The organism is Sphingobium sp. AS12, assembly GCF_019097845.1.
In the GTDB taxonomy this organism is placed as follows: Bacteria; Pseudomonadota; Alphaproteobacteria; order Sphingomonadales; family Sphingomonadaceae; genus Sphingobium.
The window spans coordinates 21,160-46,898 of the sequence record NZ_JAHRGM010000076.1; the positions used below are offsets into that span (position 1 = coordinate 21,160).

Below are 25,739 nucleotides of genomic sequence, written 5' to 3' on the forward strand. Positions count from 1 at the left end.
AGGCTTGGGTTTCGCGCATCATTTGATGTTTGAGGGGGAAGCAGGGTGAAGCGGGTAACACTCTCGAAATTCGGGTTGCTGGCGCTGTTTTCCACTTCGATCCTGTTTGCGCAGGCCGATGCCGGACCGGACGGCGCTACGATGAAGGAAAGCGATCCGGGCATCCCGGTCGCCGACGCGCTGGTCAAGGAAAAGTGCGGCACCTGCCACACGCCCGATGCCAAGGGGAATTTGTCGCGGATCAGCTGGGTCCGCACGACGCCCGAAGGCTGGTCGCAGGCGATCAAGCGGATGGTGCGCCTGAATGGCCTCGCGATCACCCCGGATGAATCGCGGGCGATCGTGAAATCCCTGTCCTCGTCGCATGGCCTGGCCCCGCAAGAGGCGCTGCCGGTCATGTATCTGGCTGAAAAGCGGACGATCGACGAAACCAACATCCCCAATGAAACCATGCGCGGCGCGTGTGCGGCTTGCCACAGTTTTGCCCAGCCAATGTCTTGGCGCAGATCGAAGCTGGAGTGGAAGGCGTTGCAGGATCTGCATGTCGCCATGTATTCGCAGGCGGACGCACAATATCGCCGCCCTGCCGAGGATAGCGAGCAGCCAGCCGGTCGCGATCCCAAGGACAAGATGCTGCGCGGCGAATATGCGCTGACCTACATGGCCAAGGCCGCACCGCTGCACACGCCCGAATGGGCGGCATGGCGATCGCGCCAGAGCGTGCCGCGTCTGGCAGGCGAATGGCTGGTGGTGGCGTCCGCGCCGGGGCAGGGGCGGTTCGTGGGGGCTTTCAGCGTCAAGCCGGGCAAATCGGCTGACGAGTTTTTGACCAGCAGCACGCTGCGGTCGCTGACCAATGGCGGCACGGTCAGCCGTAGCGGCGCGGGCATCGTCTATGCCGGCTATAGCTGGCGCGGATCGTCCAAAGGCGCAGCCGCCGCCGGCAAGCCCGACGATCTCGCGAGCGCCGCGCGGGAGACGATGTGGTTCGCACCCGACCAGCAAAGCGCGACGGGCCGCTGGTATTGGGGCGATTATCAGGAATTCGGACTGGATGTAAAACTGATCCGCGCAACGGCTGCGCCCGCGGTGCTGGCCGTCATCCCTGGCCCGGTCAAGGCCGGGACCAAGGGTGCGCAATTGCGCATCATCGGCCACAATCTGCCCGCGTCGCTCACCACTGCCGACATTGATCTGGGCATGGGCGTGACCGCGACGAAGATCGTATCGGCCAGCCCGCAGGAATTGGTGGTGACCGCCAATGTCGCCGCCGAAGCCCCATCGGGACAGCGCAACGTCGCCATTGGCGGCGCGGTGCTGGAGCAGGCTTTCCCGGTCTATAGCAAGATCGACTATATCAAGGTGACACCCGAAACCGCCGTATCGCGACTGGGCGGGATCAAATTCCCCAAAGGCTATGCGCAGTTCGAGGCGATCGGGTTCGAGAATGGGGTCGACGGCAAGCAGGGCACGGCCGATGATATTGCGGTCGGGCCGGTCGATGTGACCTGGTCGACGCAGGAATATCTGGCGGTCTATTATGATGACGACGCCAAATATGTCGGCGCGCTCAGTCCCGCCGCACTGTTTACCCCCAATAGCGAGGGGCCGAACCCGGCCCGCCGCTTTGGCCGCAACAATTATGGCGATGTCTGGGTCGTCGCCACGGCCAAGGCCGAAAAGGACAAGTTCGGCAAGCCCCTGACCGCCCGGTCCTACATGGTCGTTACCGTGCCTGCCTATCAGAAATGGGATCAACCGGAGGTGTCGCAATGACCGTAATGCAGGCACCCACCTATCGCCGGGCGGAATATCATGGCTTCGATGCCGGGGGCAGCGACTTTGTCTATCTGGTGAGCGCCGGTGCGATCTTCGAGATCGACACCGATGTCCGTGCGGTTCTGGATCGGCTTGACGGGCAGGAGCTGACCCATGCGGCGCTGGTGCGCGAACTGGTTGCCGAGGGGCGCGCGCCGGAAGAAGCCGATGGACTAGTGCGCGAATTGCGGCAGGCGCGGCTGATCCATCTGGGTCATGCCATGCCGGTGGCGCAGGTGCCGCAGGCGCCCCCGGCCGACTTCCCGTTGCAGGCGCTGGTGCTGAACGTCACCAACCAGTGCAACCTGGCCTGTACCTATTGTTACGAATTCGGCGCAGACAAAATCGCGACGCCGGCGGGCAAGCCTAAATATATGACGCTGGACACAGCGATGGCATCGGTCGATCTGCTGATCGCCGAGGCGGTCGGGCGCAAGTCGGTGCACATCACCTTCTTCGGCGGCGAAACGCTGATGAATTTCAGGCTGTTGCGCGACGTTGTTGCCTATGCCAATCAGGCGACGGCAGCGGCGGGCAAGGCGATCACCTACAGCCTGACCACCAATGCGACGCTGCTGACACCGGAGATCGTCACCTTCCTGTCGGACAATCGCGTGGGCGTGACCGTCAGCATGGATGGCCCGCCGGAATTGCAGGACAAGCATCGCGTCTATAAAAATGGCAAGGGCAGCTATGCGGTGATCGAACCGCGCCTGCGCACGCTGATCGCGCATCACAAGACACGGGCGATCACGGCCCGCGTGACGCTGACAGAGGGCGTGACCGATGTGGTGCGCATCTTCCGCCATCTGAAAGACGATCTTGGCTTTCACGAGGTCGGCTTTGCGCCGGTGACAACGGGTGAGGAGCGCGCCTATTCGCTGGATGGCAACGGCATGGACAGCGTGCTCGCGCAGTTCAACAGCCTAGCGGACGAATGGCTGGACTATGCCCTGCGCGGGGAAGCGCATGGCTTCACCAATGTCAGCGAGACGATCAGCGAGCTGATTTCGGGCGTCAACAAATCGCACCCCTGTGGCGCGGGGCTGGGCCTGATGGGGGTCAGCCCGTCGGGCGACCTGTCCCCCTGCCACCGCTTCACCGACGCTGATACGCACAGCATGGGCCATGTTTCCAGCGGCATCGACCGGGCCAAGCAGGGCGAGTTCCTGGCCAAGGGGCATGTCGAGGCGAAATATGATTGCCAGAGCTGCTGGGCGCGGCCGCTGTGCGCGGGCGGATGCCATCATGAAGCGTTCGTGCGCTATGGCGACACCGGCCATGCCAATCTCCATTATTGCGACTGGATACGCCAGTGGACCGACACCTGCCTGCGAATCTACGGGGTGCTGTCGGTGCGTAATCCCGGTTTCCTCGAACGCTTTGCGCAAAGAAAGGGGCTGTCATGAAGCATCTTCGTGCCATCAATAAAAAGGCGCAGCGGATCGACGAGGCCGTGACGCAGATGGAGGCGGCCGCATCGCCCAATGCCGACATGGAGGAGGATGTCGTCGCCCTCCAGCAGGCACCGCGCCCGCATGTGCCGATGGGCTGCTCGCTGTCCTTCTCGCCCGGCTGGGAAGTCGATGCCAGCGGCGGCACGGCAGGGCTGTGCCAGCCGGTCGAACGCGACATTTACGACTGCTACGTCACCTGTTTCTGGCCGGTCCAGGTGCCCGATCATGTCAATTACTCGCCCGACTGGGCCAGTAACTGCGCCACCGCCACCAAGGACTGGCGCAGTCTCGATCTTGTTTTCCCATGAGGGCCGCCATGCCAAAATATCGTCTGATGCTGGGCGCGGGCCTGGCGATGCTGAGCGCGCTCCCGGCATCCGCCGCGACGCTGTTCATGGGGTCTTATCCTGATCGCCTGCTGGTGTTCGAGGAAGGCAAGGGCGCGGTCACCGGCACGATCAAGCTGGACACCGGCCTGCCCACATCGATGCAATTGTCCGATGATGGCAAGCGCATCTATGTAACGACCATCACCACCAGCGGGATTGAGGTGATCGACACCGCGACGCGCAAGGTCATCAACAAGTTCAGCCTGAACGATGGGACGACCCGCTATCGTTTCTGGGGTGGCGTGCCCGATCCAACTGGGCGCTATTTCTATACCGTCATCTCGAAGTTCGAGAAGGGCATCGACCGCTATACCGTCAGCAAACCCATGTACGGCGTCATCGACCTGAAACTGCAAAAGGTCGTGCGGACGGCGGATATCGACAAGGAGGATGAACGCTCCGGCGGCTGGCGCGCAGGGTATAAAGTGTCGCCCGACGGCAAAACTCTCTACGCCTTTGGCGAGAAGGTCGCGATCATCGACGTGGCGACCCTCAAGGTCACCGACCGGATTGACCTCGCCAAGCCGGAAGGCACCGGCATGGAGAATGTCGGCTTTGGCGGCACGTTGGACGCTATCCGCACGCCGGGCCAATATGTGTCGCTATTCAACGCCGCCGACGCCTATGTCCACAACAAGATGTTCGGCATGGCGCGGTTCGACCTGGCCACCCGGCAGTTTGATTTCACGCCGATCGGGCCAGCGCCCGATGCCATGGCCGGCCTGCAGGTCACGCCCGATGGCAAGCAGGCCTATACCGTCGTCACCAACGGCAAATATGGCAATAAACGCTGCGAATTCTGGCATATGGACATGGCCAGCAACGCCGTGGTCGACAAGGCGGAATTCCCCTGCCGGTCGCGTTTTCGTCTGGGCATGTCGACCGATGGCGCAAAACTCTACATCTATGGCGCAAGCTATGATCTGGAAGTCTATGACGCCAAGACGCTCAAGCATGAGGTAACGCTGGACCTGGGCTATGACACCACCGGCGCGGGCATGGTCGCGGTGGAATGACGAAATCGCGCATGATCGTCGCTATCCGGGGCAGCGGGATTGCCGCGACGACATGCGCACATCTGTTGAACGGGGCGGGCCTTCGGGTTGCAAGCGAAGCCGCCCATCGCGCGCCAGTGCCGACGATCCTGCTGAGCGATCCGGCACTGGCGTTGTTGCGCGATGTGTTCGGACGACCCGGTCTGTTGGCCGATACTCCCCGGATCAAGCGCCGTATGGTCGCCTGGGGCGGCGCGCCGGTCGTGGTGCCGCATGGCGCGGCGCTTGCGTCGGAGGATGTAGTGCAGGCTGCACTGGCGGGGGACGAGCCTGTCGCAGCGCGCGAACCGTCTGATTTCACCATCCACGCAGCACCGTCAATGCCGCTCGGCGACATGCGCATCTTTGGCGACCGCAATGCCGTAGCGACCAAGGTGCGGTTGCGCGAACCAGCTTGCGCGCAGGAGGCGCGGGTCGAGGCGGTGCCCAACGGCTGGCTGTTCCTGGTGCCTGCCGGAGCGGGGGAAGGCTGGTTGCTGGCAGTGGGGGGCGCGCTGGAAGATTTGCTGGCGCAGAGTGGGTTGATCGCACCGGTAGTGGATGCCGTGGGGGCGGTGTCGATGCCATTCCTGGCCGCGCCGCGACTGCATCTGCCCCTGTGCGGCAACGATTGGCTGGCCTGCGGTACAGCAGCGTTGGGCTTCGATCCGATCTGCGGCGATGGCACGGCTCAGTCGGTGCGGGAAGCGATATTGGCATCTGCCGTGCTGATCGGGATAGCAGAGGGCGGTGACGCGGCAGCGCTGCTGACCCATTACCAGTCCATGCTGATTGCGGGGATGCGGCGGCATCTGGCGCTCTGCGCGCAATTTTATGCCAGTGGCGGAACGGGCGACTGGTGGCGGGCGCAGCATGACGCGCTGATGGATGGGCATCGCTGGTGTACCGGCCTGCTGGCGAAGATGCCGGAGCCGGGCTTCCTGCTAGATGGATTTCGGCTGGTTCCTCGGCAGGAAGCGGCGTGAGTGGTGTAACGCCTGCGCCAGTCGCCGACTGGAGCGCCTACAAGCGGCTGGCGCCCTTCCTGAAGCCCTATCGCGGGGCGTTGCTGCTTGTACTGGCGATCAGCCTGGTTTCGACCGCGCTGGGTCTGGCCCAACCCTATCTGTCGAAGCTGATGATCGACGAGGCGCTGTTGCGCCGGGACATGGGTGCGCTGGTGCGGATCGCGGCGATCATGATCGGCGTGACCATCGCCGGGTTCGCGGTCAATATCCTGGCCAGCTACCGCTATGTTTCGCTGTCGGCGGCGATGCTCTACGATATTCGCGCGGCCTTGCTGCGCCATCTCCAGACGCTGTCGCCACGTTTTTATGGCAGCTTCCGGCTGGGCGATCTGGTGTCGCGGATGAACAGCGACGTTAGCGACGTACAGCGGATAGCGTCCGACACCTTGCTGTCGGTGGTCAGCAATCTGCTGTTCTTCATCGGCTGCGTGGCGATGATGCTGTGGCTCGACTGGAAATTGTTTCTGGTGAGTGTGGTGCTGGTCCCCGCGAGCCTTGCGACCTTTGCCTATTATCAGCGGCGGCTGACCGCGCTGACCCGCGACATGCGGGAAAAGGGCGCGGATCTGGGCAGTCTGCTGGTCGATACGGTGATGGGGATGCGGGTCGTCGCGTCGCTGCGCGCGGGCGAGCATGAGGTAGGTCGCTTCCGGCAGAAAAATGACGCCTTTGTCGGCGCGATGCTGCGGATGCAGGTCGCCTCTTTCATGACCGGGGCGCTGCCCGGCACGCTGATGACGGCGGCAACATCGGCGGTGATCCTCTATGGCGGCTGGCGTATCATCGAGGATGGGATGAGCATCGGCACGCTGGTCGCGTTCATGACCTATCATATGCGGCTGCTCTCACCGATCCAGACGCTAATGGGGCTGACGTCTGGGCTGGCGTCGGCGCGGGTGTCACTGGGCCGGATATTCGAGCTGTTCGATACGAAGGCCGAGGTAGACGAGCGCGTGGATGCCGCGCCGCTGGAACGGGCGGGGGTGATGCGGTTCGATCGGGTGGCGATGCGCTATGATCGGGACGCTATACTGCGCGACATTGACCTGACGATCCCGGCTGGTAGCCTGTGCGCAATTTTGGGGCCGAGCGGGGTGGGCAAATCGACCATGGCCGACCTGATGGTCCGCTATCTCGATCCCGATGCCGGACAGGTGCTGGTCAATGGCCGCAACCTGCGCGATTATGCGCTGGACGATGTGCGGCGGGAGATCATCCTGGTCGACCAGTCGCCCTATCTGTTCAACGATACGATCGCGGCCAATATCGGCTTTGCCCTGCCCGATGTGCGGCCAGCCCAGATCGAGGCGGCCGCCCATGCAGCGGGGCTGGACGACTTTATCGCACGTCTGCCATTGGGCTATGACACGCGGGCCGGGGAGCGCGGCATGGCGCTGTCGGCGGGGGAGCGGCAGCGGATCGTGCTGGCGCGGGCATTGCTAAGGTCGCCCAGCATCCTGATATTGGACGAGCCGACATCGGCACTGGACGGCGAGACGGAGCAGTTGATCGCAGGGCGGCTGCGCGGGGCGCTGCCCGATGCGACGATCATCATCATCACCCACAAACCTGCCATGGCGCAGATGGCCGACATGATCGTGACGCTGGCCGATGGTTGCGCACGGGTCGAGCGGCGCGGCGAAATGGCTCATGCCTGATCCGGTGCGGATCGCGATCATCGACAGCGGGGTGCATCCCGACCATCCGCATATCGACGCGGCGCGGCTGTTGCCGGGCTTTGCCGTGGCGCGCGATGGTGCTGTGCGCGAAGCCGATACGGTGGACAGTCTGGGCCACGGCACGGCAGTGACCGCCGCGATCATGGAGCAGGCACAAGATGCGCTATGCCTGCCGATCCGGGTATTTCACGATGGACTGCGGGCCAGCGCACGGGCGCTGGTCAGCGCGATCGACCGGGCGGTGGAGGCGCGGGTCGATATGATCAACCTCAGCCTTGGCACCGTCAATCCGGCACATGGCACGGCCTTTGCGGCGGCGGTCGAACGCGCCGAGGAGGCGGGTGTGCTGATCATCGCGGCGCGCGATGTGGACGGGCAACCCTGCTATCCGGGTAGTCTGGACGGGGTGCTGGGCGTCAGCCTGGATTGGGATTGTCCGCGCGAAACCTATGTGATGCGGGACAGGATCATCCATGCCAGCGGTCACCCCCGCCCGATCCCCGGTGTCGCGCAACGGCGCAATCTTTACGGGGTCAGCTTCGCGGTCGCCAATGTCAGCGGGATCATCGCGCGGGAGCGTCAGGCGAACCCAAATCCCGCGACCCGCTCGACCATCCAGAAGCAGCCGATCGCGCCGACCGCATAGAGGGCGGCGACCCGTACCGGCATGGCCAGCGCGATGGCGCGCAGGCCCGCCAATATCATCAGGATCGCGCCGACGAACAGCAATTGCCCGGCTTCGACGCCGATGTTGAAGAAGATCAGCGCCGGCAGTTTCTCACCCGCCTGCACCCCCAATTCGCCCAGCGCGGTGGCAAAGCCCAGACCGTGAAGCAGGCCGAACAAGGAGACGACGATGATCTGGCGGCGGAAGGCGAAACCCTGTTCCCCTTTCCCTACCAACAGCGCTTCGCGGGCCATGAAGGCGATGGAGAGGGCAATCGCGGCCTCGACCGGGGGAACGGGAACGCGGACCAGTTCAAAAAAGGCGACAGCGAGTGAGACAGAGTGACCGGCGGTAAAGGCACTGACAAGCCAGAGCAATTCGCGACCACGCGCAAGCAGCGCCAGGCACAGGACGAAGGCGAGATGGTCCCAGCCCAGCCAGATATGCCAGATACCCTGAGCGAGGAATTCCGGCGCGATCCGGGTGAGAGACCGCTCTGTTGCGGCAGTATCTCCAACGGGTATCAAGATACCGTTGGCGTCGCCGGTCAGGCTGCGATCGACCTGGCTGCCCATGACATTGGTGACAAAGCGGCCGCCATCGGCACGCCAGGGCGTCTGGATCATGTCCCCAGCGGCAAAGGGGCGTTCACATGCAAATTCAAAGGCATATTGCGCCCGACCGCCGCTGGACTGGCGCGTCATGCTGGTCTGGCTGCACCCGTCCGGCCAGATGACTGGTGCGGGCTGCCCCACCGTTTCGGGCACGGCGGCGGTGAATTCATATATATTGGCATCCTCGCCCTGCGTCAGGGCGAAGTCGGCGGCCAGGAAGATGTCGGCCATCGCCGTACCCGGCAGCAGCGCGCCCAGCGCCAGCAGGAGGGAGGCGAGCCTAGTCTTCCACATCATATTTCTCCTTCAGGCCCGCCAGCGCCTTGTCGATGGCGGCATTGCTGTGGGCGATCATATAATCCTGCCGCACCTGATCCCGGATGGCAGGAAAGGGGATCATGGCGCTGGCGATGCTCTCGCTCTTGCGCACGAAATGCCAGCCGCGTGGCGAGCGAACCGGGCCGAACCAGCGGCCCTCGGGTGCAGTTTTGAGCGTGGCGACGAAGGGCTGGCCAAAAATGCCACGCACCATCGAATCGCCATAGAGCGGGAAGGCGCGACCCAGCCAGAAATCATCGCCGGCGATGGTTTCGCCCGCATTGAGTTGCGCCAGCAACAGCGCGGCGTCAGCAGGTTTCTGCGCCCGATAGATCTGGGTGAAGCTGGTGCGCGGTTCGGCGCGATATTGGGCGAGATTGTCGGAATAATGATTGACCAGTTGCTCATCGGTCGGTTCGGGCGGTGCGCCCGCGATCAGGTAACGCACCTTGTCGACCAGCCGCTTGCGGGTTTCCCCGTCGGTCAGGTGCATGTTGCGGTCGATCGCCTCGCGGAACAGCAGTTCTTCCGCCAGATAATCGCGCTTGATCCTCGCCTTGTCGGCGGCGGTGGCGGGGCGGCCGACCAGCGTTTCATATTCGCCGACCATCGCCTGTTCGACCTGCGGGGTAAAGATGACTGGCGGTTTTTGCTCACGTTCGATGATGTGATAGCCGCCAAACAGCGCCACCCCGACCGCCATGAAAGCGACCAGCGGGTCGCGAATTGCCTTGCCCGCCATGACACGCAGGCGCGGCGCACGGGCCGAAGGTGCTGCCATCATCGCCTTTGTCGCCATTGATTCCGCCTCGTCTGCTATGACGCAATATTAGGGGGTGCGTGCGTGCGGGTGCCTACGTCAAATGACGCATACGGGGGATAGGCGGCTTTCCATAGCCTTGAGGGGTCCAGATTGCTGCAGCGCCACAACCGGCCTGCCAGGGGGAGACCTACACATCATGATCCGATCCAGGCTGCTCATGCTTGCCACATCCGCCTGCGCGCTGGCGCTGGCTTCCTGTTCCGGCGGGGACAAGGCGAGCGCGCCGGCGGGCGACAGCGTGTCGGTGGGCGTGCTGCAATCGCTGACCGGCACGATGGCGATCAGCGAGATCACCGTGAAGAATGCCGAGATGCTGGCAATTGAGGAGATCAACGCGACCGGCGGGGTGCTGGGCAAGCAGATCAATGCGCTGGTCGAGGATGGCGCGTCCGACCCGTCCACCTTCGCGCAGAAAGCATCGAAGCTGATCGAGAGCGACAAGGTGGCGACCGTGTTCGGCGGCTGGACTTCGGCCAGCCGCAAGGCGATGCTGCCGGTGTTCGAGCGGACCGGGAACCTGCTTTGGTATCCGGTGCAGTTTGAAGGGAATGAATGTTCGCCCAACATCATCTATTCGGGCGCGCAGCCCAACCAGCAGGCGCTGCCCGCGCTCGAATGGGCGGTGAAGCAGGGTTATAAGAGCTTCTTCCTGGTCGGGTCCGACTATGTCTATCCCCGCACCGCCAACCTGATCCTGAAAAAACATATCGAAAAGGGCGGAATGCAGGTGCTGGGCGAAGCCTATGTGCCGCTGGGCGGGACCGACTTTTCCGGGGTGATTGCCAAGATTGCCCAGGCCAAACCCGCGATCATCATCAACACGCTGAACGGCGACTCCAATGTCGCCTTCTTCAAGCAGATGCAGGCCGCCGGGATCAGCCCCAAGACGATGCCGGTCATGTCCTTTTCCATCGGCGAACAGGAAGCCCAGGCGATGGGCGCGGGTCTGGTCGAGGGCAGCTATGCCGCGTGGAATTATTTCCAGAGCCTGACCGGCGACGCCAACGCCAAATTCATCGCCGCCTATAAGGCCAAGTTCGGCAAGGATGCTGCGATCACCGATCCGATGGTCCATGGCTATCTCGACGTCTATGCGTGGAAGGCGGCGGTGGAGAAGGCCAAGAGTTTCCAGCCTGACGCCGTGCGCAAGGCGGCGGCATCGCTGGGCGGTTTTGCGACGCCAATGGGGACGGTCAGCTTTGCGGCGAACCAGAGCCTGATTCAGAAAGCCTATATCGGCAAGCTCAAGGCCGACGGCCAGTTCGAGATCATCGCTGACTCTGGGCAGGACATCGTGCCGGAGCCTTATGATCAGCTGGCCTTCCCCGGCAAGACTTGCAAGCTTTGAGGCTAATGCGCTCTCATCCTCCCCTCGCTGGGGAGGTGGCAGCACGAAGTGCTGACGGAGGGGCGTCACCCCATCGAGAGGGCGACACCCCTTCGTCTGGCTACGCCAGACACCTCCCCTGCAAGGGGAGGATTCCATCGGGCGCGCCTGCGCCGGTCGGCAATATCAGGCAGCAAGGGTAAATCATGGACGCCCTTTTCCTCAACCAGCTGTTCAACGGCGCATCGCTCGCTTCGCTCTATCTGTTGGCCGCGCTGGGCCTGGCCCTCTCCTTCGGGCTGATGCGCGTGATCAACATGGCGCATGGCGAAATGCTGATGCTGGGCGGCTATCTCGCCTGGATGACGTTGCTGGTCGTGCCGGGCGCGATGGGGATTATTTTGGCAATCCCCGTCGCGTTCATCGGCGCAGCGGCGATGGGCGGGTTTATCCAGTCCACGCTCATCCGCCATCTGTCCGCGCGTCCGCTCGACACGCTGCTGGCCACATGGGGCGTCAGCCTGATCCTGCAACAGGGCGCGCGCGACCTGTTTGGCGCGATCGGGGTGGAGGTGCGTGCGCCCGAATGGCTGACGGGCAGCTTCGTGGCGTTCGGCGTCACGCTGCCGTCGGCGCGGCTGTTCATCATCGCCATTGCGGCGCTGGTGCTAGGTGCGCTCGCACTCCTCCTGCTCAAGACGCGCATCGGCCTGCTGGTGCGGGCGGTCAATCAGGACCGGATGATGGCGTCAGCCAGCGGCATCGACGTCAAGCGCGTCGATTTCACCATTTTCTGCCTTGGTTCCGGCGTCGCGGGACTGGCTGGCGTCATGCTGGCGCTGCTGGGTCCGGTGACACCCAATGTCGGGCAAAGCTACATCATTCCCGCCTTCCTCGTCGTGGTCATGGGCGGGCTTGGCAGCATCGTCGGCACGACCGCGTCGGCGATCATATTGGGGCTGTTTGCCGCGCTGGCGCAGATTTTCGTCGATGTCAGCGTGGCGCAGATGCTGTTGCTCATGTTCGTCATCCTTTTCATCCAGGTGCGCCCGCAAGGCGTCGTCGCCGTAAAGACCCGCCAACTCGATGCCTGATCTCTCCCGCTTTTCGCCGCTCAAACCGGTGCTGCCATGGCTGTTGCTGGCTCTTGGCATCGCCGCGCCTTTCGCGCTGTCCAGCTATGATCTCAACCTGCTCGCTCGCTTCATGGCGATGGGCATATTGGCCCTCGGCCTCGTCCTCATCTGGGGCCATGGCGGCATTTTGAGCTTGGGGCAGGGGGTGTTTTTTGGCCTCGGCGGCTATGCCATCGCGCTGCATATGAAGCTGGCCGATCTGCCTGCGGGCGAACTGCCCGACTTCATGGTGTGGAGCGGACGGGAGAGCCTGCCCTTCTGGTGGGCACCCTTTTCCAGTCCTGCCTTTACCTTGGCGGCGATCGTCATCGTCCCGACGCTGGCAGGCGCCCTGTTCGCCTGGGCCGTGTTCCACCGGCGGGTGGGTGGCACCTATTTCGCGCTGATTACGCAAGCGCTGAGCCTGGCCTTCGCGACGCTCATCATCTCGCGCCAGGACGTGACCGGGGGCTTTAACGGTCTGACTGATTTCTACTCGATCTTCGGCGTGGGCCTGGCCAGTCCCGGCACCGGGTCGATGCTCTACTGGATCACGCTGACGCTGCTGTGCGGGGCGTTCGTAGCGCTGCGCTGGCTGCTGGCCTCGCGTTTTGGCATATTGCTTCGCGCCGCGCGCGATGGCGAAAATCGCGTGCGGTTTCTGGGCTATAACCCGACGCCCTTCAAGGTTGCGGCCTTTGCCATTGCCGCGATGCTGGCCGGGATTGGCGGCGCGCTGTTCACCCTGCACGCAGGGGTCGTGTCGCCCGCGCTGATCGGCGTGGTGCCGTCGATCGAGATGGTTGTGTGGGTCGCGATCGGCGGACGCTACAGTCTGGCGGGGGCGATCGTCGGCGCATTGCTGGTCAATCTGGCGCGCGATGCGGTGTCGAGTGCCTTTCCTGAATTGTGGCTCTATCTGATGGGCGCGCTGTTCATCTTCGTTGTCACCCTGCTGCCGCGCGGGCTGGCTGGCATGGTAAAGGGCAAGGCCGCATGAGCGGGTCGGCCACATCAGACCTGATCCTGAGCGTCGATGGCGTGACCATCGACTATAGCGGGTTCAAGGCGCTCGACGGATTTTCGATGACTCTGAACCGGGGCGAAACCCGCGTGGTGATCGGTCCCAACGGGGCTGGCAAATCGACGCTGTGCGACACGATCATCGGGCGGGTGCGGCCCAGCGCGGGACGGGTGATCTTCAAGGGCGAGGAAATCCATCGTCTGCCCGAACAGGCCATTGTTGCGCGCGGCATATGCCGCAAATTTCAGGCACCCGGCGTGCTGCCGACATTGAGCGTGCGGGATAATCTGGCGCTCGCTGCGCGGCGCGACCGGCGCTGGTGGAAGAGCCTTGGCACCGGCATCCCGGCGGATGAGCGCGCAGCGGTGGAGGAAGCGCTGGAGAGCGTTGGCCTGACCCATCGCGCCACCGTGGAGGCAGGGACGCTGGCGCATGGCGAGAAGCAATGGCTGGAAATCGCGATGGTGATGGCGACGGGGGCGGAACTGCTGCTGCTGGACGAGCCGACCGCAGGCATGGGGCCGGCGGAAACCAGCCGCACCGCGCAGCTGATATTGGGGCTGGGGGACAGTCGCACCGTGCTGGTGATCGATCATGATATGAGCTTTGTCGAACAGCTCGCCGCGCCCGTGACGGTGATGCATCAGGGCAAGTTCCTGAAGCAGGGCAGCGTCGCCGAAGTGCGCGCCGACCCGGAAGTCGCCGCCGTCTATCTGGGCCACACAGCATGAGCGCGCTGCTGGAAATTGGCGGCCTGTCGAGCGCCTATGGCCAGAGCCAGGTCTTGTGGGACGTCGACCTGACGCTGGCGCGGGGGCAGGTGATGGCGCTGATCGGCCGCAACGGCGTGGGCAAGACGACATTGCTGCACACCATCATGGGGACGCGGCCAGTGACCGGCGGGACGATCCGCTTCGACGGGCAGGATATTGCGGCGCTGCCCGCGCATAAACGGTCGCGGGCTGGCATAGGCTTCGTGCCGCAGGGGCGGCATGTGTTCCCGCAGCTGACCGTCATGGAAAATCTGGAGACCGGCCTGTCGGCATTGACGGGGCGGGGCAAGGGTAGCGCCAAGGTGCCGCCGCATATTTTCGACCTGTTCCCCAAACTCTATGACATCCGTACCCGCGCGGCTGGGTTTCTGTCAGGGGGTGAGCAGCAGCAACTCGCCATCGGTCGCGCGCTGGCGGGTGAACCCAGCCTGCTGCTGCTGGACGAACCGACCGAGGGCATCCAGCCCAATGTCGTGCAGCAGATCGAGGCCGCGCTGGTCCATGTCCGCGACCAGCTGGGCATGACGGTGCTGGTCGTCGAGCAATATCTGGATTTCGTCTGGCGCTTTGCCAATCGCTATTGCGCGATGCAGAATGGGCGGATCATCCGGCAAGGCGCGATTGCCGGGGAAAGCGCGAAGGATGTCGCGCATCTGGTTCAGATTTAGGGCGCTATCAACCCCTCCAATTGGCGCAGCATGTCCGCGCTGACCGGGATGCCGTCACGTAGCGCCCTGGCCCGCGCGGCAAGGCGACGGTCGCCGGGCATACGCTCCTGTCCGGCATCGTGCAGCGCGGTGACAAGTTGTTCGACCCGGTTGGCAAAACCCGCCGCCGATCCGCCACGCGCCGGGTCGATCAGGATCAGGCACTGGCCGGTGCAGGGCGTCTGCGCGCCGGGATGGGCGGACCAGTCGACCTCATGCGAGAATAGCCCGCCGGTCAGGGCCGCGGCCATGATCTCGATCATCAGCGCAATGGCCGCGCCCTTGTGGCCGCCAAAGGGCAAGAGCGCGCCGCCGTCCAGCACGGCGCGGGGATCGCGCGTGGCCTGCCCTGATGCATCGACCCCAGCATCGGGTGGCAGGAGATGGCCATCGCGCGCGGCGATCTGCACGTCGCCATGGGCCAGCACGCTGACCGCCTGATCGAACACGACAATGCGCCCATCCGCGCGCGGGGCGGCGAAAGCCAGCGGGTTGGTGCCATAGACCGGATGCCGTGCGCCGGGCGGGGCGACATAGGCCATGCTGTTGACCATGGCGATGGCGACGAGTCCCTGCTGCGCGAATGGTTCGACATCGGGCCAGAGCGCGGCGAAATGATGCGAATGCCGGATGGCGATGACGCAGGCACCGGTCGCGCGCGCCTTTTCGATCGCCAATGGCGCGGCGGCGGCCAACGCAGGCTGGGCAAAGCCATTGGCGGCGTCGACCCGCAGGAAGGATGCTCCGCCTTCTTCCATCCGGGGTTGGACCCGCCCATCGACCCAGCCACTGCGCAGGGTTGCAACATAGCCCGCCATGCGGAACAGGCCGTGGCTCATGGCGCCGTCTCGTTCAGCGCTGGCGCAATTGCGCGCCAATATGTCGGCGACAGTCGCCGATGTGCCATTGCTCTGGAAGATACGGCGAAGCAGCGCGACCAGCGCGTCGAAATCCATATGGGTCATGGCGCACCCTTTCCTGCTTTGCGCCACGGCGCAACGCTTCGTGCGCGCGAAGCCATACGTTCTTTGCCCCATTGTCGCGCTTTCGCGGCCGTCCAGACTGAACGTCATGCCCGAAGAACCGATCGACCTTGACGACCTGCGCCGCCTCTATGCCGGTGGCGGTGGGGCCGATATTCATGACCCGCATTTTCGCGAGGTTGCGGGGCTTCTGTTCAAGAGCGGGGACAAAAGGCGCTGGCCCTTTGCCGAGCCTTCGACGCTGCTCGACGCGCCCTATATGGCGGGCGGGCTGACGGCGGAGACGCTTGACAGGCTGGACGTGGCGCTGATCGGCGTGCCAATGGATCTGGGCGTCACCAACCGGCCCGGCGCACGCTATGGCCCGCGCGCCGTCCGCGCGATCGACCGGATCGGGCCTTATGAACATGCGCTGCGGGTCGCGCCGATGAACCATCTGACGGTCGCAGATGTCGGCGATGTGGCGATGCAGAGCCGCTATGATCTGGCGCTGTGCCATGCCGATATCGAAGCCTGCTATGCCATGATCGGCGCGACCAAAGCGATCCCGCTGTCTGTGGGTGGCGATCATAGCATCACCGGGTCGATCATGAAGGGGCTCGCCGCCACACGCGGCCCGATGGGCATGGTGCATTTCGACGCCCATTGCGACACGGGCGGCATTTACGAAGGCTCCAAATTCCACCATGGTGCGCCGTTCCGCGAAGCGGTGCTGGCCGGGGTGCTGGACCCCAAACGCTCGATCCAGATCGGCATCCGGGGTGGCGCGGAATATCTGTGGGAATTTTCCTATGCCAGCGGCATGACCGTGATCCATGCCGAGGATGTCGCGACCATGGGCATGGATGCGGTCGTCGCCAAGGCGCTGGAGGTGGTGGGCGACGGGCCGACCTATGTAACCTTCGATGTCGATGGTCTCGATCCGGTCTATGCGCCCGGCACCGGCACGCCGGAAGTGGGCGGGCTGTCCACACGGGAGGCGTTGCAACTGCTGCGCGGACTGGCCGGGATCGACATTATCGGCGGTGACGTGGTGGAGGTTGCGCCCGAATATGATCCAGGCACGGTGACGGCGCAGGCTGCCGCGCAGATGCTGTTCCAACTCCTCTGTCTGGTGCATCTGCGGCGATGAGCGACATATCCGCTCCGCCCGAACCGGCGCTGCGGCGCGGCGTTACCGGTCCGGGCTTCTTTGCGCTCGCCTTCGGCACCATTGTCGGATCGGCCTGGATGGTGCTGATGGGCGAGTGGGTGACTCCAGCAGGTCCGGGCGGCGCGGTGCTGGCCTTTCTGGGCATGACGTTGCTGATGGTGCCGTTCGCTGCCGCCTATGCCGAGTTGGTCGCGCGCGTGCCGCGCGCCGGGGCGGAGTTTGTCTTTGTCGAAAAGGCGTTCGGTCCATGGCCGGGCTTTGTCACCGGCTGGTTCCTGACCCTCTATTTCGTCGGCATTTGCGCCTTTGAAGGGCTGGCCCTGTCCTGGTTCCTCGAAAATCTGGTGTCGGCAATGGCCGGGTGGCCGCCGCTCTACAGCTTTCTCGGCAAGTCGATTACGGCGTTGGACTTGGGTATCGGGCTGACGGGCGCAGTCGTGATGACCCTGCTCAACGCGGCGGGGGCCAAGGTCGCGGTGGGCTTTCAGAAACTGGTGACCTTCGCCTTTCTGGCGGCCTCCGCGCTGCTGGTGCTGATTGGCTTCGCGCAGGGTGATCCCGCCAACTGGCAGCCTTTGTTCACCCCTGCCCATGGCGGCAGTTTTGCGGGCGGCATGTTCGTGATGCTGGGCGTTGCGGGCATGTGGCTGTCGGGTTTCCAGACGGCGGCGTCGGCCGTCGAGGAACGCGCGCCCGGCACCAGTTTTCACACCGTGGCCAAAGCCATGATGCTGGCGGTGGTGGTCGCGGCGATCTTCTATAGCCTCATCATCATCGCGTCCGCCGCGCTCATCCCGTGGCGCAATCTGACGTCGGGCGCGCTGCCCGTCGCGGCGGCGTTCGATCAAGCGCTGGCCGGCGGCATCGCGACCAAGGGCATATTGCTGGTCGCGATGGCGTCGCTGCTCAAAACCTGGAACGCGATGCACCTGTCTGCGACGCGGGTAATCTTGGCGCAGGCGCGGGCGGGCTTCCTGCCTGCGGGGCTTGCCCATGTCGATGCAAAGAGCGGTGCCCCCCGGCGCGCGGCGTTGCTGGTCGGCGGCTGGACCTGCCTTGGCGTGCTGGCGGGGCGCGGCGCGATCAGCCCGATCATCGCGATGGGGACGATCTGCACCACGGCCATCGCGGCGGTCGCATTGTTCGCGCTGATGCGGCTGCGCACGGTCGATAAGAGCGAGGGCCGTCCCGCCTTCATTCTGCCGGGTGGACAGGCGCTGCTCATGCCGGTGGCGATCGGCGCAACGATCGTGGCGAGTGCGGCGGTCGTCGCGCCCTTTGGCATGGCGGCGGGCATGCCGCTGGAAATCTGGCTGATGCTGGGCTGGCTGGCGTTGGGCATCGCATTGGTGGTCGGGCAACGGCTCTGGAGCCAGCCACCGGCACAGCTTCAGGTGGGATAGGCTGCGATCACCGGGCCCAATGCCCGTTCCAGCGGGCCGAGCCATGGCGCAAAATGACGCCAATGATCGACGCCATCGGTGAAGATCGGTTGACGCACCTGTTCGGAACTGGCGGTGCGCACCGCGCGCTCGGTCCGCCAGAAGGCAAGGCAGGCATCCTCGAACGGCAGGCCGAGATAATCCAATAGCCGTGCGACTTCGCCCGGCGTATCGGCGACCATATGTTCATAGTGAACGCGGTGGACATGACCGGGCGCGGCGCTGTCGAAGGCGGCGATCAGCCCGACATAATCGCGATAATAGCGGCCAATCTCGCCCAGGTCATAGGTGAAAGCCTGACCGCGCGCGAAATGCTGTTTCCAGCCTGAAAAGCAGCAGCCCATCGGATGACGGCGCGCGTCGATGATTTTGGCGTTGGGCAGGATCAGGCGGATCAGGCCGACATGCTGCCAGTTATTGGGCATCTTGTCGATGAAGCGAGGCTTGTCGCTCTGGCGGTGGACGCGGGTGCGATCGACATATTCCTCGCCCAACCGTTGCCGGTCGGCGGGCGTGAGCGACCCGATCATGGTCGCGAAATCGGGAAATTCGCCGTCGTCGATCCGCGATTGCAGGCGACTGGCGATGATCATCATCTCCGGCAATTCCATCGTCCCTTCCACCTGGCTGTGGCTGGAGAGGATCTGTTCGATCAGGGTCGAGCCGGACCGGGGCAGGCCGACGATGAAGATGGGGTCGGGTGCCGGGCAGCCGCCGGTGCCGCTTTGTGCGATGAAGGCCGACGTGAAGCTGTCGGCGGCGGCTGTCACTTCGGCGGCAAATTCATCGGCATCATAGCTGAGCAGGGTGCGGCGCAGCCGGTTGCCGCGATCATAATGGCCAAAGGATGCACCATAATCGCGCGCGTCCTCCAGCGCCTTGCCCAGCGAGAAATGGAGGTGGAAGATATCCTCGCTTTTCGTCGCCGCCTCCGGTGCCAGCGTCGCCAGCGCCTGCTCCATCGCGGCTATGTCCTGCGCGTCGAACTTCACGGTCTTGAGGTTGGCAAGGCTCCACCAAGCTTCGCCCATGGTGGGCTGATACTGCACCGCCTGCCGATAGGCATGGATCGCGTCGGCTTGCCGCCCCAACGTCTTGAGCGCATGGCCCAGATTCTGCCACAGCTGCGGTTGGTCCGGTTTTTGCGCCAACAGGCGTTCGTAAATGGCGGCCGCCTGCGCCGGATCGCCCAATCGCACCAGCACCGACGCCCGCAGCAGCGCATAGCCCGGATTGTCCAGTGGCGACTGCGCCAATATCTCGGCGTGGGCGAGCGCGTCGGTCAGGCGATTATTCTGGAGCAGCAGGCGGATCAGAAAATCGCGCGCCAGATCAAAGCCCGGAGCCGTGGCGACGGCGCGTTCGACCAGCGTTAGAGCTGCACTCATGTCCCCGCGCCGCCAGTGAATTTCGCCGAGCAGCCGGGTGCCTGCCGGATCGTCGGGCAGCCGGGCGAGTCGCGTATCGAGGATCGTCACGGCGTCCTCCAAACGGCTCTCATTCATCGCCATCGCCGCCTCGAGCAGGTCGCGGTCGCGCGAGGAGGCATGGATGCCGGACAGGTCGGCGCGCCATGCATGGTCGGCGCGGCCAACTTTCCGCAACTCGCGCGCCAGCAAAAACCAGCCACTCGCCACGCCGGGTTGCTGCCGGGTCAGGCTTTCCAGCGCGACGATGGCTTGCGCGCTGTCACCCGTTTCGCTTGCGGCCTGCGCCAGTTCCCAGAGCAAGGCAGGCACACCGGGCTGGCGACGGGCAAGCGCGGCAAGCCGTGACAGGGCGGATTTTGGCTGACCCAGCCGTCGCAGCGCCTGAGCCACAAGCAATTCGGCAGGCGGCAGGCCGGGGGCGTGTTTCAGTATCGCTTCGGCCCGCGCCAGTGCCTCTTCCGGCTGCGTATCCAGCAAGCTGATAGCACGACCCAACGCCTCCTTCAGCGCAAGGGAAGGGGGGCTAGCAGGGCGCGGCGCAGCTTCCATGGAGGCTTTTCATTCCTTTCTCGTCTGCACAATGAACAGGATATTGCAGTTGCGCAACAACAGGAGCGATCGAACGGCAGGAACAGCATAATTAGGCTGTTGACTCCTGCAATCGTTACAGCATTATCAAACTTGGACAAACGTACGAAATGGCGACTGTCCGAGGGGAATAGTGGTAAATTGCGATGCCGTGCCGTTATACGGCAGGTCCGGAAGCGTGCGCCGTTTTCCGGTCGCGGGGCCATTTTGCCCTTGCGAAGATCGGGCAGCAACACGCTGCCCGACGCTATGCTGCAATGCGTCATAATCACGCGGGCAAACCGCGATTTGGGAGAGTGGAGGGCATCTTTTCAAGGGGGAGTCCAACACTATGAAGATTCAGTCTCGCCGCCGGTCACAGTTTGTGAAGATATTGGGGGTGACAACCATATTGGCCGGGCTGGGCGCGGCGGGCATGGCGCGCGCCGCCGATGCCGTTGCCGACCCCGCTGCCGATCCGGCGATGGCGCTGCCCGCCGATGAAGCCGGTGGCGGCCTCACCGAAATCGTCGTCACGGCAACGCGCAGCGCGCAAAGCATCCAGAAAGTGCCGATCTCCATGCAGGCGCTGGGTGCCGAAACGCTGGCGGAGCGACAGGTCAAGGGTTTGAGCGATTTCGCCGCCCTGCTGCCGTCCGTATCGTTCGAGGGGATCGGACCAGGCCGCAACACCGCCTTTTTCCGCGGCATCGTGCCAGCGGGCGGTGCCTATGCCTCGGTCGGCTATTATCTCAACGACATTCCCATCACCGGCACCGCAGTGCCCGATATCCACGCTTATGATCTGGAGCGGGTCGAGGCGCTGGCCGGGCCGCAAGGGACGCTCTACGGCGCGGGATCGCTGGCGGGCACCATCCGCATCATTACCAACAAGCCAAATCTCGACAAGTTCGAGTTCGGCTATGATGTCGAGGCCAATAAATATGGCAAGGGCGACTTTGGCGGCCAGCTGGAATCCTACATCAACGTTCCGTTGAGCGACACATTGGCAGTGCGCGCCATGGGCTATTACCGGCGTGATGGCGGCTATATCGATAACAAGCCCAATAATGGTCTGCTCAACAATGGCGCGCCGGCCGTCTATACGCTGGGCGACAATAATCCGGCGACCTTCTTCAACCTCGACAATGCCGATATTGCCAAAGATGACTATAACAGCATCAAGGAATTTGGCGGTCGCGTGCAATTGCTGTGGGAACCGGTCGATGGGTGGTCGGTCGCGCCGGAAATCACCGCGCAAAAACAGGTCGCCAACGGTTATTTCGGCTTCGACCACCGTGTCGGCGATCTGGAAGTGCATGATTATGACCAGACCAGGAATGACGATCGCTGGTATCAGGCGGCGCTCAGCATCCATGGCCATATCGGCGACTGGGATCTCGTGTCGGCGACCGGCTTCTTCAAACGCCGGACCCGAACGCTCAACGATTATACATATTATACCGTCACCTATGACGGGTTTGGGCCGGGCTATGAAAGCTATCTGCAATTTTTCGACAATTGCACCGGATCGGGCGCATCGCAGCAATGTTCGCTGATCGACCCGACGCAATATTATCATGCCGATACGCATCGGAACAAATTTACCCAGGAACTGCGCCTGTCCACGCCCAAGGACTGGCCGTTGGACGTCACGATCGGTGGCTTCTACCAGCGACAGAAGAACAAGACGAACACCTATTATGCCATTCGCGGGCTGGACACGATCACGGGTTACACCCAGACAGGGGGCGGCGACGTGCCGGGCGGGTTGATCGGCATACCCGGCATGTACGGAATCGACTATGACGAGGATGGCAATCCCTTCTTCGACACCAGCAACGTCATCAATCCGAACGGCAATCCACTTGGCACGATGCTGCTGGGAACGCAGGCGGTAAAGAGCGACGGCTTCTACATCAACGAACAGAACCAGCTTTATCATGACAAGGCGATCTTCGCCGAAGGCCATTACAACATCACGCCGACATTAAAGCTGACTGGCGGCATCCGCTATTTCTGGACGGATTTTGCGGTCAAGGGTTTTGCCGGTGTGGCTGGGTCTGCGGCCAACACAGTTACGTCCGTCTATGCTCCGACCGGGGAAATGGGCTGTCCGACGCCGCTTCCAGCGGAGCGTCTGCAATGCCTCAACACCAATTTCCGCGCCGCCGACCAGACAGGGCGATACAAGGAAAAAGGCGAGACGCATAAGGTGGCGCTCGACTGGCAGTTCCAGCCCGACAAGATGGTCTATTTCAACTATTCGACCGGCTTCCGACCCGGCGGTTTCAACCGTCCGCTGCGCATCCGTAATTTCGGCCCGGTGGATGTCGCCCCGTTCAAGTCCGAAACGCTCACCAATTTCGAGTTGGGTGTCAAGACGACGTGGAACAACATTTTCCGCTTCAATGCGGCGGTCTATTATGAGAAGTGGAATAATATCCAATATGGCGTCGTCGTGTCCGGTGCGCAGGGCGCAGGCATGACCGGCAATGCGGGCAAGGCAGTCGTCAAGGGCATCGAATATGATGCTGACCTCAAACTCGGCAAGGTGACGATCTCCACCTCTGGCGCCTATAATGACGGCAAGTTGAAGGGCAATTTCTGTAACTTTGCGCTGGACCGGACGACATCGTCCATCTCGCAATTGTCGACATGTACGCTTGGGGAGGATGTGCCGGAATCCAGCCCGCCGACGCCTCAGGTCGCAGCCGCCAACGGCACGCGCCTGCCGCGTCAGCCCAAATTCAAGGGCACGACCTCAATCCGCTACGACACCTATTTGGGTGACTATAGCGCCTATGTGCAGGGCGCCGCACTGTACCAGACGGGCGCAACGCAGGATCTGAACGTCGACAATAATGCGCTGCTCGGCAATACGAAGGGTTTCGTCAGCTTCGACTTTTCCGGCGGGGTGAAGAAGGACAATTGGAGCCTCACCCTGTTCATCCAGAACGCTTTTGACAAGCGCGGTCAGCTGACCAAAAATACCTTCTGCTCGATCGACTTCTGTTCCGGGTCGTCGCGCACCTTCACCATCAAGCCGCAATTCTTCGGCATCCGCTTCGGCCAGAAATTCTAAAGGCGGGGGCTACGCAAAACGGCCGCCGGATCACTGATCCGGCGGCCTTTTTATTTGCTAATCTGGTTCAACAACGGGCCATTTCTGCCCTGGATAGAGCAGTCTCATGGTCGCCGGCGCGCCGCATTGGCGGATCGCGACCTCGACATAACGGGCGCGTTCGGCCTTGAGTGAGGCGGATGTCAGGGCGAATTTGCGTTCATGCGCCACTTCGTCCGCCGTGAAAGGCTTGGCACCGGCAGGCGCGCTCGCCCCGCCCAGGCCAAAGACCATATAATTGACCAGATCGGCGAGCTGCTGATTGTCGGTGATCCGGCTATGCGCGATATTGGGCAGGCGGATCAGATAGGCGCGCGATTGCGGCGTACACATGAACCAGCCGACCCGCCCGCGCAGTTCAGGCAATTGCGCAGGCGCCGCGCTGCCCTGGATACCGTGACAGCCACCACAATGTTCGGCATAGTCGGATCGCGCCAGATCCGGGTCGGTGATCGCAGCGGGCAACACGCCCAATGGCGGCAACGCGGCACGGCCTATGCCGACCGCGCCTATCAGGAGCAGGGAACCCAGCAATAGCCTGCGCATCGCGATAAAGTCCTAGCTGGCAGACCCCACCAGCACCGCGGTAGAGCAATGATATTCCATGCTGGTCGTGCCAAAGCACCAGATCACGTCATTATTGAGTTGCGGCATGTAGAGCTGGGTTTCGCGGTCGGTATTGTCGCAGCCGCACTGGCCGCAGGCGGGTTTGCCGCAACAGTCGCGATAGGCGATCAGATAGGCCTTGCCATCGTCCGGGTTGATGCAGGTGCCAACCCAGGAAACAGGCGATGGCTCCGCGCCCGGCGGACAGCTGTGGATACCGCCGCCACAGCATGTGCAAAGCGCGCCATCGATAGCGCAATAGCGCCAATAATCGCACTTGGTGTCATCCTTGGTCTGGGCATTGCGCGCGAAGCCGGTCTTGGCTTCGGGCGATCGGTCCGGCTTGGCCGCTTCGGCGCGGCTGACCGGCAGCAGCGGGAAGGCAGGCGCGGCAACCAGCGCTGCGCCGAGGCGCGAGAGCATTGAGCGGCGCGAAGTACCCCCGGCCAATTTGCGCAACAATCGTTCGCCCATGGCGTCGGCGTCGAACTTTTTCATGTCACTGACCCCCTATATGCCGCTCAGGCTGCCTGCGCCTTTAACGATCCGATATATTCCTGCACGGTCTTGATCCCCATTTCATGAGCGATGACCAGACTTTCGAGATGCTCGCGGCTGTTGACCAGTCCTTTGGACAGGATTGTCCCTTCCGCGTCGAGCAACACAGCATAGGGCAGCTTGGCAACGCCAAAGGCTTGCCCGACTTCAGGGCCGTTGACGAACATATAGCTCTCCAGCCCATGCTGCGCGATCATCGCGCGCTGGGCTGCGGCATCATCATCGCCTACGAAACTGAGCGCGACACGCTCGTCGCGGGCGAAGGATTTGGCCATCGGGATGATCGACTTGCACAGCGGGCATTGGGCCGACACGAACATCAACAGGCGCAGCGGCACGTCATGGGCATGGCCGCCGATCGTCACGGGCGTACCGTCAAGCGCGCGGGCATCGACCTTGATCGTGGCGTCGCCAACCGCCGGGCCGCCGCTGGTGGTGAGCGCACCGGCTGGCGCGACGCGGATGTGCAGCACGCCGACCTGGCGCGCTACCGCGAGCAGCGCTACGCCAAGTCCCAGGATCACGATCCATGACAGGATTTGCGAGAGAATGAGCGATGTCATCATGAATGCTTATCTCCGGTAGGCGGCGGGCGACGCGATCAGCGCGCCGATGGAATTGCAGAGCAGATAGGCCAGATAGAGTGCAACACCGCCAACCATGGCCGTGCCGATATCCATCGCGCCAAACGATGGCGCGGGCCACAGGCGCGGAAACAACAGCACAGCCAGCACGGCGTTGCGGGCGACCAGCGGCCAGCCGACCGGATGGCGCAGCTGCGACCGCCCGCAACCGCAATCGATATGGGTGCGACCGCGCCGGATATTGATCGCCATCGCCACCCCAAACAGCGTCAGGAGCAGGATAGCCAATATCACCGGCAGTGGCGCGAAGCCCACGATCAGTGCGCCGCCGATCCCTATTTCAGCGATCGGCAGGATTTTCGCGGCAGGTAAGACCAGCCCGGTGGGGAGCAGCCGGTAATTGGCGATCACGCCGGGCAGCAGCATGCGATGACGCCATTTGTCGATGCCCGCGATCAGCAGGATTAGGCCAACGCCCAGCGATGCGGCCAGTCCGGTAATTGCCAGCCCCAGCGCCAT

General features: G+C 63.3%; 23 protein-coding genes. 15 read left to right on the plus strand and 8 right to left on the minus strand.

What is annotated here, in order from left to right; genetic code table 11:
• The first annotated feature begins 45 nt into the window (after positions 1-45).
• Genes peaA through KRZ98_RS21320 form a run of 7 tightly spaced genes read left to right on the plus strand, consistent with a single transcriptional unit; the run spans position 46 to position 8,051 of the window.
• Positions 46-1,776 carry a quinohemoprotein amine dehydrogenase subunit alpha gene (gene peaA / locus KRZ98_RS21290; RefSeq protein ID WP_217675221.1) on the plus strand — a complete coding sequence of 577 codons (1,731 nt, stop codon included), beginning with the start codon at positions 46-48 and terminating at the stop codon, positions 1,774-1,776.
• A complete protein-coding gene (gene peaB / locus KRZ98_RS21295; protein ID WP_217675222.1) occupies positions 1,773-3,227 on the plus strand; it encodes a quinohemoprotein amine dehydrogenase maturation protein in 1,455 nt (484 codons plus the stop codon). Before peaA ends, peaB begins: the two co-directional genes overlap by 4 nt.
• Positions 3,224-3,583 carry a quinohemoprotein amine dehydrogenase subunit gamma gene (gene qhpC / locus KRZ98_RS21300; protein WP_217675223.1) on the plus strand — a complete coding sequence of 120 codons (360 nt, stop codon included), beginning with the start codon at positions 3,224-3,226 and terminating at the stop codon, positions 3,581-3,583. Before peaB ends, qhpC begins: the two co-directional genes overlap by 4 nt.
• An 8-nt stretch (positions 3,584-3,591) precedes the next feature.
• A complete protein-coding gene (locus KRZ98_RS21305) occupies positions 3,592-4,680 on the plus strand; it encodes a hypothetical protein (RefSeq protein WP_217675224.1) in 1,089 nt (362 codons plus the stop codon).
• Complete coding sequence (locus KRZ98_RS21310) at positions 4,677-5,684, plus strand: hypothetical protein (RefSeq protein WP_217675225.1); 1,008 nt, start codon at positions 4,677-4,679, stop codon at positions 5,682-5,684. The genes KRZ98_RS21305 and KRZ98_RS21310 overlap by 4 nt, the downstream gene beginning before the upstream one ends.
• Positions 5,681-7,384: an ABC transporter ATP-binding protein gene (locus KRZ98_RS21315; RefSeq protein ID WP_217675226.1), complete on the plus strand. Its 1,704-nt coding sequence runs from the start codon at positions 5,681-5,683 to the stop codon at positions 7,382-7,384. Before KRZ98_RS21310 ends, KRZ98_RS21315 begins: the two co-directional genes overlap by 4 nt.
• Positions 7,338-8,051, plus strand: coding sequence for a S8 family serine peptidase (locus KRZ98_RS21320; protein WP_254798756.1), 714 nt, complete (start codon positions 7,338-7,340; stop codon positions 8,049-8,051). The genes KRZ98_RS21315 and KRZ98_RS21320 overlap by 47 nt, the downstream gene beginning before the upstream one ends.
• On the opposite strand, the gene KRZ98_RS21325 is transcribed toward KRZ98_RS21320, so the two are convergent.
• Together KRZ98_RS21325 and KRZ98_RS21330 are read right to left on the minus strand one after the other, a co-directional pair.
• Complete coding sequence (locus KRZ98_RS21325; RefSeq protein WP_254798757.1) at positions 7,985-8,983, minus strand: HupE/UreJ family protein; 999 nt, start codon at positions 8,981-8,983, stop codon at positions 7,985-7,987. The genes KRZ98_RS21320 and KRZ98_RS21325 overlap by 67 nt on opposite strands.
• Entirely contained in the window at positions 8,967-9,803 is an 837-nt protein-coding gene (locus tag KRZ98_RS21330; RefSeq protein WP_217675227.1) for a peptidyl-prolyl cis-trans isomerase, read from the minus strand. The genes KRZ98_RS21325 and KRZ98_RS21330 overlap by 17 nt, the downstream gene beginning before the upstream one ends.
• Before the next feature lie 160 nt (positions 9,804-9,963).
• Here KRZ98_RS21330 and urtA point away from each other — a divergent pair, with 160 nt between their 5' ends.
• The 5 genes from urtA to urtE all read left to right on the plus strand — a co-directional run bounded on the left by urtA (position 9,964) and on the right by urtE (position 14,734).
• Entirely contained in the window at positions 9,964-11,175 is a 1,212-nt protein-coding gene (gene urtA, locus KRZ98_RS21335) for an urea ABC transporter substrate-binding protein (protein ID WP_217675228.1), read from the plus strand.
• A gap of 185 nt (positions 11,176-11,360) precedes the next feature.
• Positions 11,361-12,248: an urea ABC transporter permease subunit UrtB gene (gene urtB, locus KRZ98_RS21340; protein ID WP_217675229.1), complete on the plus strand. Its 888-nt coding sequence runs from the start codon at positions 11,361-11,363 to the stop codon at positions 12,246-12,248.
• Complete coding sequence (gene urtC / locus KRZ98_RS21345; protein ID WP_217675230.1) at positions 12,241-13,269, plus strand: urea ABC transporter permease subunit UrtC; 1,029 nt, start codon at positions 12,241-12,243, stop codon at positions 13,267-13,269. The genes urtB and urtC overlap by 8 nt, the downstream gene beginning before the upstream one ends.
• A complete protein-coding gene (urtD, locus tag KRZ98_RS21350; protein ID WP_217675231.1) occupies positions 13,266-14,024 on the plus strand; it encodes an urea ABC transporter ATP-binding protein UrtD in 759 nt (252 codons plus the stop codon). Before urtC ends, urtD begins: the two co-directional genes overlap by 4 nt.
• The gene (urtE, locus tag KRZ98_RS21355; RefSeq protein WP_217675232.1) at positions 14,021-14,734 is read left to right on the plus strand and encodes an urea ABC transporter ATP-binding subunit UrtE; all 714 of its coding nucleotides are present in this window, start codon (positions 14,021-14,023) and stop codon (positions 14,732-14,734) included. The genes urtD and urtE overlap by 4 nt, the downstream gene beginning before the upstream one ends.
• Here the strand turns inward: urtE and KRZ98_RS21360 are convergent.
• Complete coding sequence (locus tag KRZ98_RS21360; protein WP_217675233.1) at positions 14,731-15,738, minus strand: Ldh family oxidoreductase; 1,008 nt, start codon at positions 15,736-15,738, stop codon at positions 14,731-14,733. The two genes, urtE and KRZ98_RS21360, sit on opposite strands and share 4 nt — an antisense overlap.
• Before the next feature lie 106 nt (positions 15,739-15,844).
• On the opposite strand from KRZ98_RS21360, the gene speB reads away from it, so the two are divergent.
• On the plus strand, positions 15,845-16,888 hold the full coding sequence (gene speB, locus KRZ98_RS21365) for an agmatinase (RefSeq protein WP_217675234.1): 1,044 nt from the start codon (positions 15,845-15,847) through the stop codon (positions 16,886-16,888).
• Positions 16,885-18,312 carry an APC family permease gene (locus KRZ98_RS21370; RefSeq protein ID WP_217675235.1) on the plus strand — a complete coding sequence of 476 codons (1,428 nt, stop codon included), beginning with the start codon at positions 16,885-16,887 and terminating at the stop codon, positions 18,310-18,312. The genes speB and KRZ98_RS21370 overlap by 4 nt, the downstream gene beginning before the upstream one ends.
• On the opposite strand, the gene KRZ98_RS21375 is transcribed toward KRZ98_RS21370, so the two are convergent.
• Positions 18,300-20,330 (minus strand): tetratricopeptide repeat-containing sulfotransferase family protein, encoded by a 2,031-nt coding sequence (locus KRZ98_RS21375; protein ID WP_217675236.1) that lies wholly within the window; start codon positions 20,328-20,330, stop codon positions 18,300-18,302. The genes KRZ98_RS21370 and KRZ98_RS21375 overlap by 13 nt on opposite strands.
• A gap of 454 nt (positions 20,331-20,784) precedes the next feature.
• Between KRZ98_RS21375 and KRZ98_RS21380 the strand changes: the two genes are divergently transcribed.
• Complete coding sequence (locus KRZ98_RS21380; protein ID WP_217675338.1) at positions 20,785-23,433, plus strand: TonB-dependent receptor; 2,649 nt, start codon at positions 20,785-20,787, stop codon at positions 23,431-23,433.
• Between the two features lie 57 nt (positions 23,434-23,490).
• On the opposite strand, the gene KRZ98_RS21385 is transcribed toward KRZ98_RS21380, so the two are convergent.
• Genes KRZ98_RS21385 through KRZ98_RS21400 form a run of 4 tightly spaced genes read right to left on the minus strand, consistent with a single transcriptional unit; the run spans position 23,491 to position 25,739 of the window.
• Positions 23,491-24,018 carry a cytochrome C gene (locus tag KRZ98_RS21385; RefSeq protein WP_217675237.1) on the minus strand — a complete coding sequence of 176 codons (528 nt, stop codon included), beginning with the start codon at positions 24,016-24,018 and terminating at the stop codon, positions 23,491-23,493.
• Positions 24,019-24,030: 12 nt separating this feature from the next.
• Positions 24,031-24,576, minus strand: a complete 546-nt coding sequence (mauA, locus tag KRZ98_RS21390) for a methylamine dehydrogenase (amicyanin) small subunit (protein ID WP_006949568.1) — start codon at positions 24,574-24,576, stop codon at positions 24,031-24,033.
• A 23-nt stretch (positions 24,577-24,599) separates the two neighbouring features.
• On the minus strand, positions 24,600-25,202 hold the full coding sequence (locus KRZ98_RS21395) for a methylamine utilization protein MauD (RefSeq protein WP_217675238.1): 603 nt from the start codon (positions 25,200-25,202) through the stop codon (positions 24,600-24,602).
• A gap of 6 nt (positions 25,203-25,208) precedes the next feature.
• On the minus strand, positions 25,209-25,739 hold the full coding sequence (locus KRZ98_RS21400; RefSeq protein ID WP_217675239.1) for a MauE/DoxX family redox-associated membrane protein: 531 nt from the start codon (positions 25,737-25,739) through the stop codon (positions 25,209-25,211).

Bases quoted from the DNA above. Each gene is read 5' to 3' on its own strand.
- peaB (WP_217675222.1), top strand. From the start codon at position 1,773: ATGACCGTAATGCAGGCACCCACCTATCGCCGGGCGGAATATCATGGC.
- qhpC (WP_217675223.1), top strand. From the start codon at position 3,224: ATGAAGCATCTTCGTGCCATCAATAAAAAGGCGCAGCGGATCGACGAG.
- KRZ98_RS21305 (WP_217675224.1), top strand. From the start codon at position 3,592: ATGCCAAAATATCGTCTGATGCTGGGCGCGGGCCTGGCGATGCTGAGC.
- KRZ98_RS21310 (WP_217675225.1), top strand. From the start codon at position 4,677: ATGACGAAATCGCGCATGATCGTCGCTATCCGGGGCAGCGGGATTGCC.
- KRZ98_RS21320 (WP_254798756.1), top strand. From the start codon at position 7,338: ATGGTTGCGCACGGGTCGAGCGGCGCGGCGAAATGGCTCATGCCTGAT.
- KRZ98_RS21325 (WP_254798757.1), bottom strand. From the start codon at position 8,983: ATGATGTGGAAGACTAGGCTCGCCTCCCTCCTGCTGGCGCTGGGCGCG.
- KRZ98_RS21330 (WP_217675227.1), bottom strand. From the start codon at position 9,803: ATGGCGACAAAGGCGATGATGGCAGCACCTTCGGCCCGTGCGCCGCGC.
- urtA (WP_217675228.1), top strand. From the start codon at position 9,964: ATGATCCGATCCAGGCTGCTCATGCTTGCCACATCCGCCTGCGCGCTG.
- urtB (WP_217675229.1), top strand. From the start codon at position 11,361: ATGGACGCCCTTTTCCTCAACCAGCTGTTCAACGGCGCATCGCTCGCT.
- urtC (WP_217675230.1), top strand. From the start codon at position 12,241: ATGCCTGATCTCTCCCGCTTTTCGCCGCTCAAACCGGTGCTGCCATGG.
- urtD (WP_217675231.1), top strand. From the start codon at position 13,266: ATGAGCGGGTCGGCCACATCAGACCTGATCCTGAGCGTCGATGGCGTG.
- urtE (WP_217675232.1), top strand. From the start codon at position 14,021: ATGAGCGCGCTGCTGGAAATTGGCGGCCTGTCGAGCGCCTATGGCCAG.
- KRZ98_RS21360 (WP_217675233.1), bottom strand. From the start codon at position 15,738: ATGACCCATATGGATTTCGACGCGCTGGTCGCGCTGCTTCGCCGTATC.
- speB (WP_217675234.1), top strand. From the start codon at position 15,845: ATGCCCGAAGAACCGATCGACCTTGACGACCTGCGCCGCCTCTATGCC.
- KRZ98_RS21370 (WP_217675235.1), top strand. From the start codon at position 16,885: ATGAGCGACATATCCGCTCCGCCCGAACCGGCGCTGCGGCGCGGCGTT.
- KRZ98_RS21375 (WP_217675236.1), bottom strand. From the start codon at position 20,330: ATGGAAGCTGCGCCGCGCCCTGCTAGCCCCCCTTCCCTTGCGCTGAAG.
- KRZ98_RS21380 (WP_217675338.1), top strand. From the start codon at position 20,785: ATGGCGCGCGCCGCCGATGCCGTTGCCGACCCCGCTGCCGATCCGGCG.
- KRZ98_RS21385 (WP_217675237.1), bottom strand. From the start codon at position 24,018: ATGCGCAGGCTATTGCTGGGTTCCCTGCTCCTGATAGGCGCGGTCGGC.
- mauA (WP_006949568.1), bottom strand. From the start codon at position 24,576: ATGAAAAAGTTCGACGCCGACGCCATGGGCGAACGATTGTTGCGCAAA.
- KRZ98_RS21395 (WP_217675238.1), bottom strand. From the start codon at position 25,202: ATGATGACATCGCTCATTCTCTCGCAAATCCTGTCATGGATCGTGATC.
- KRZ98_RS21400 (WP_217675239.1), bottom strand. From the start codon at position 25,739: ATGGCGCTGGGGCTGGCAATTACCGGACTGGCCGCATCGCTGGGCGTT.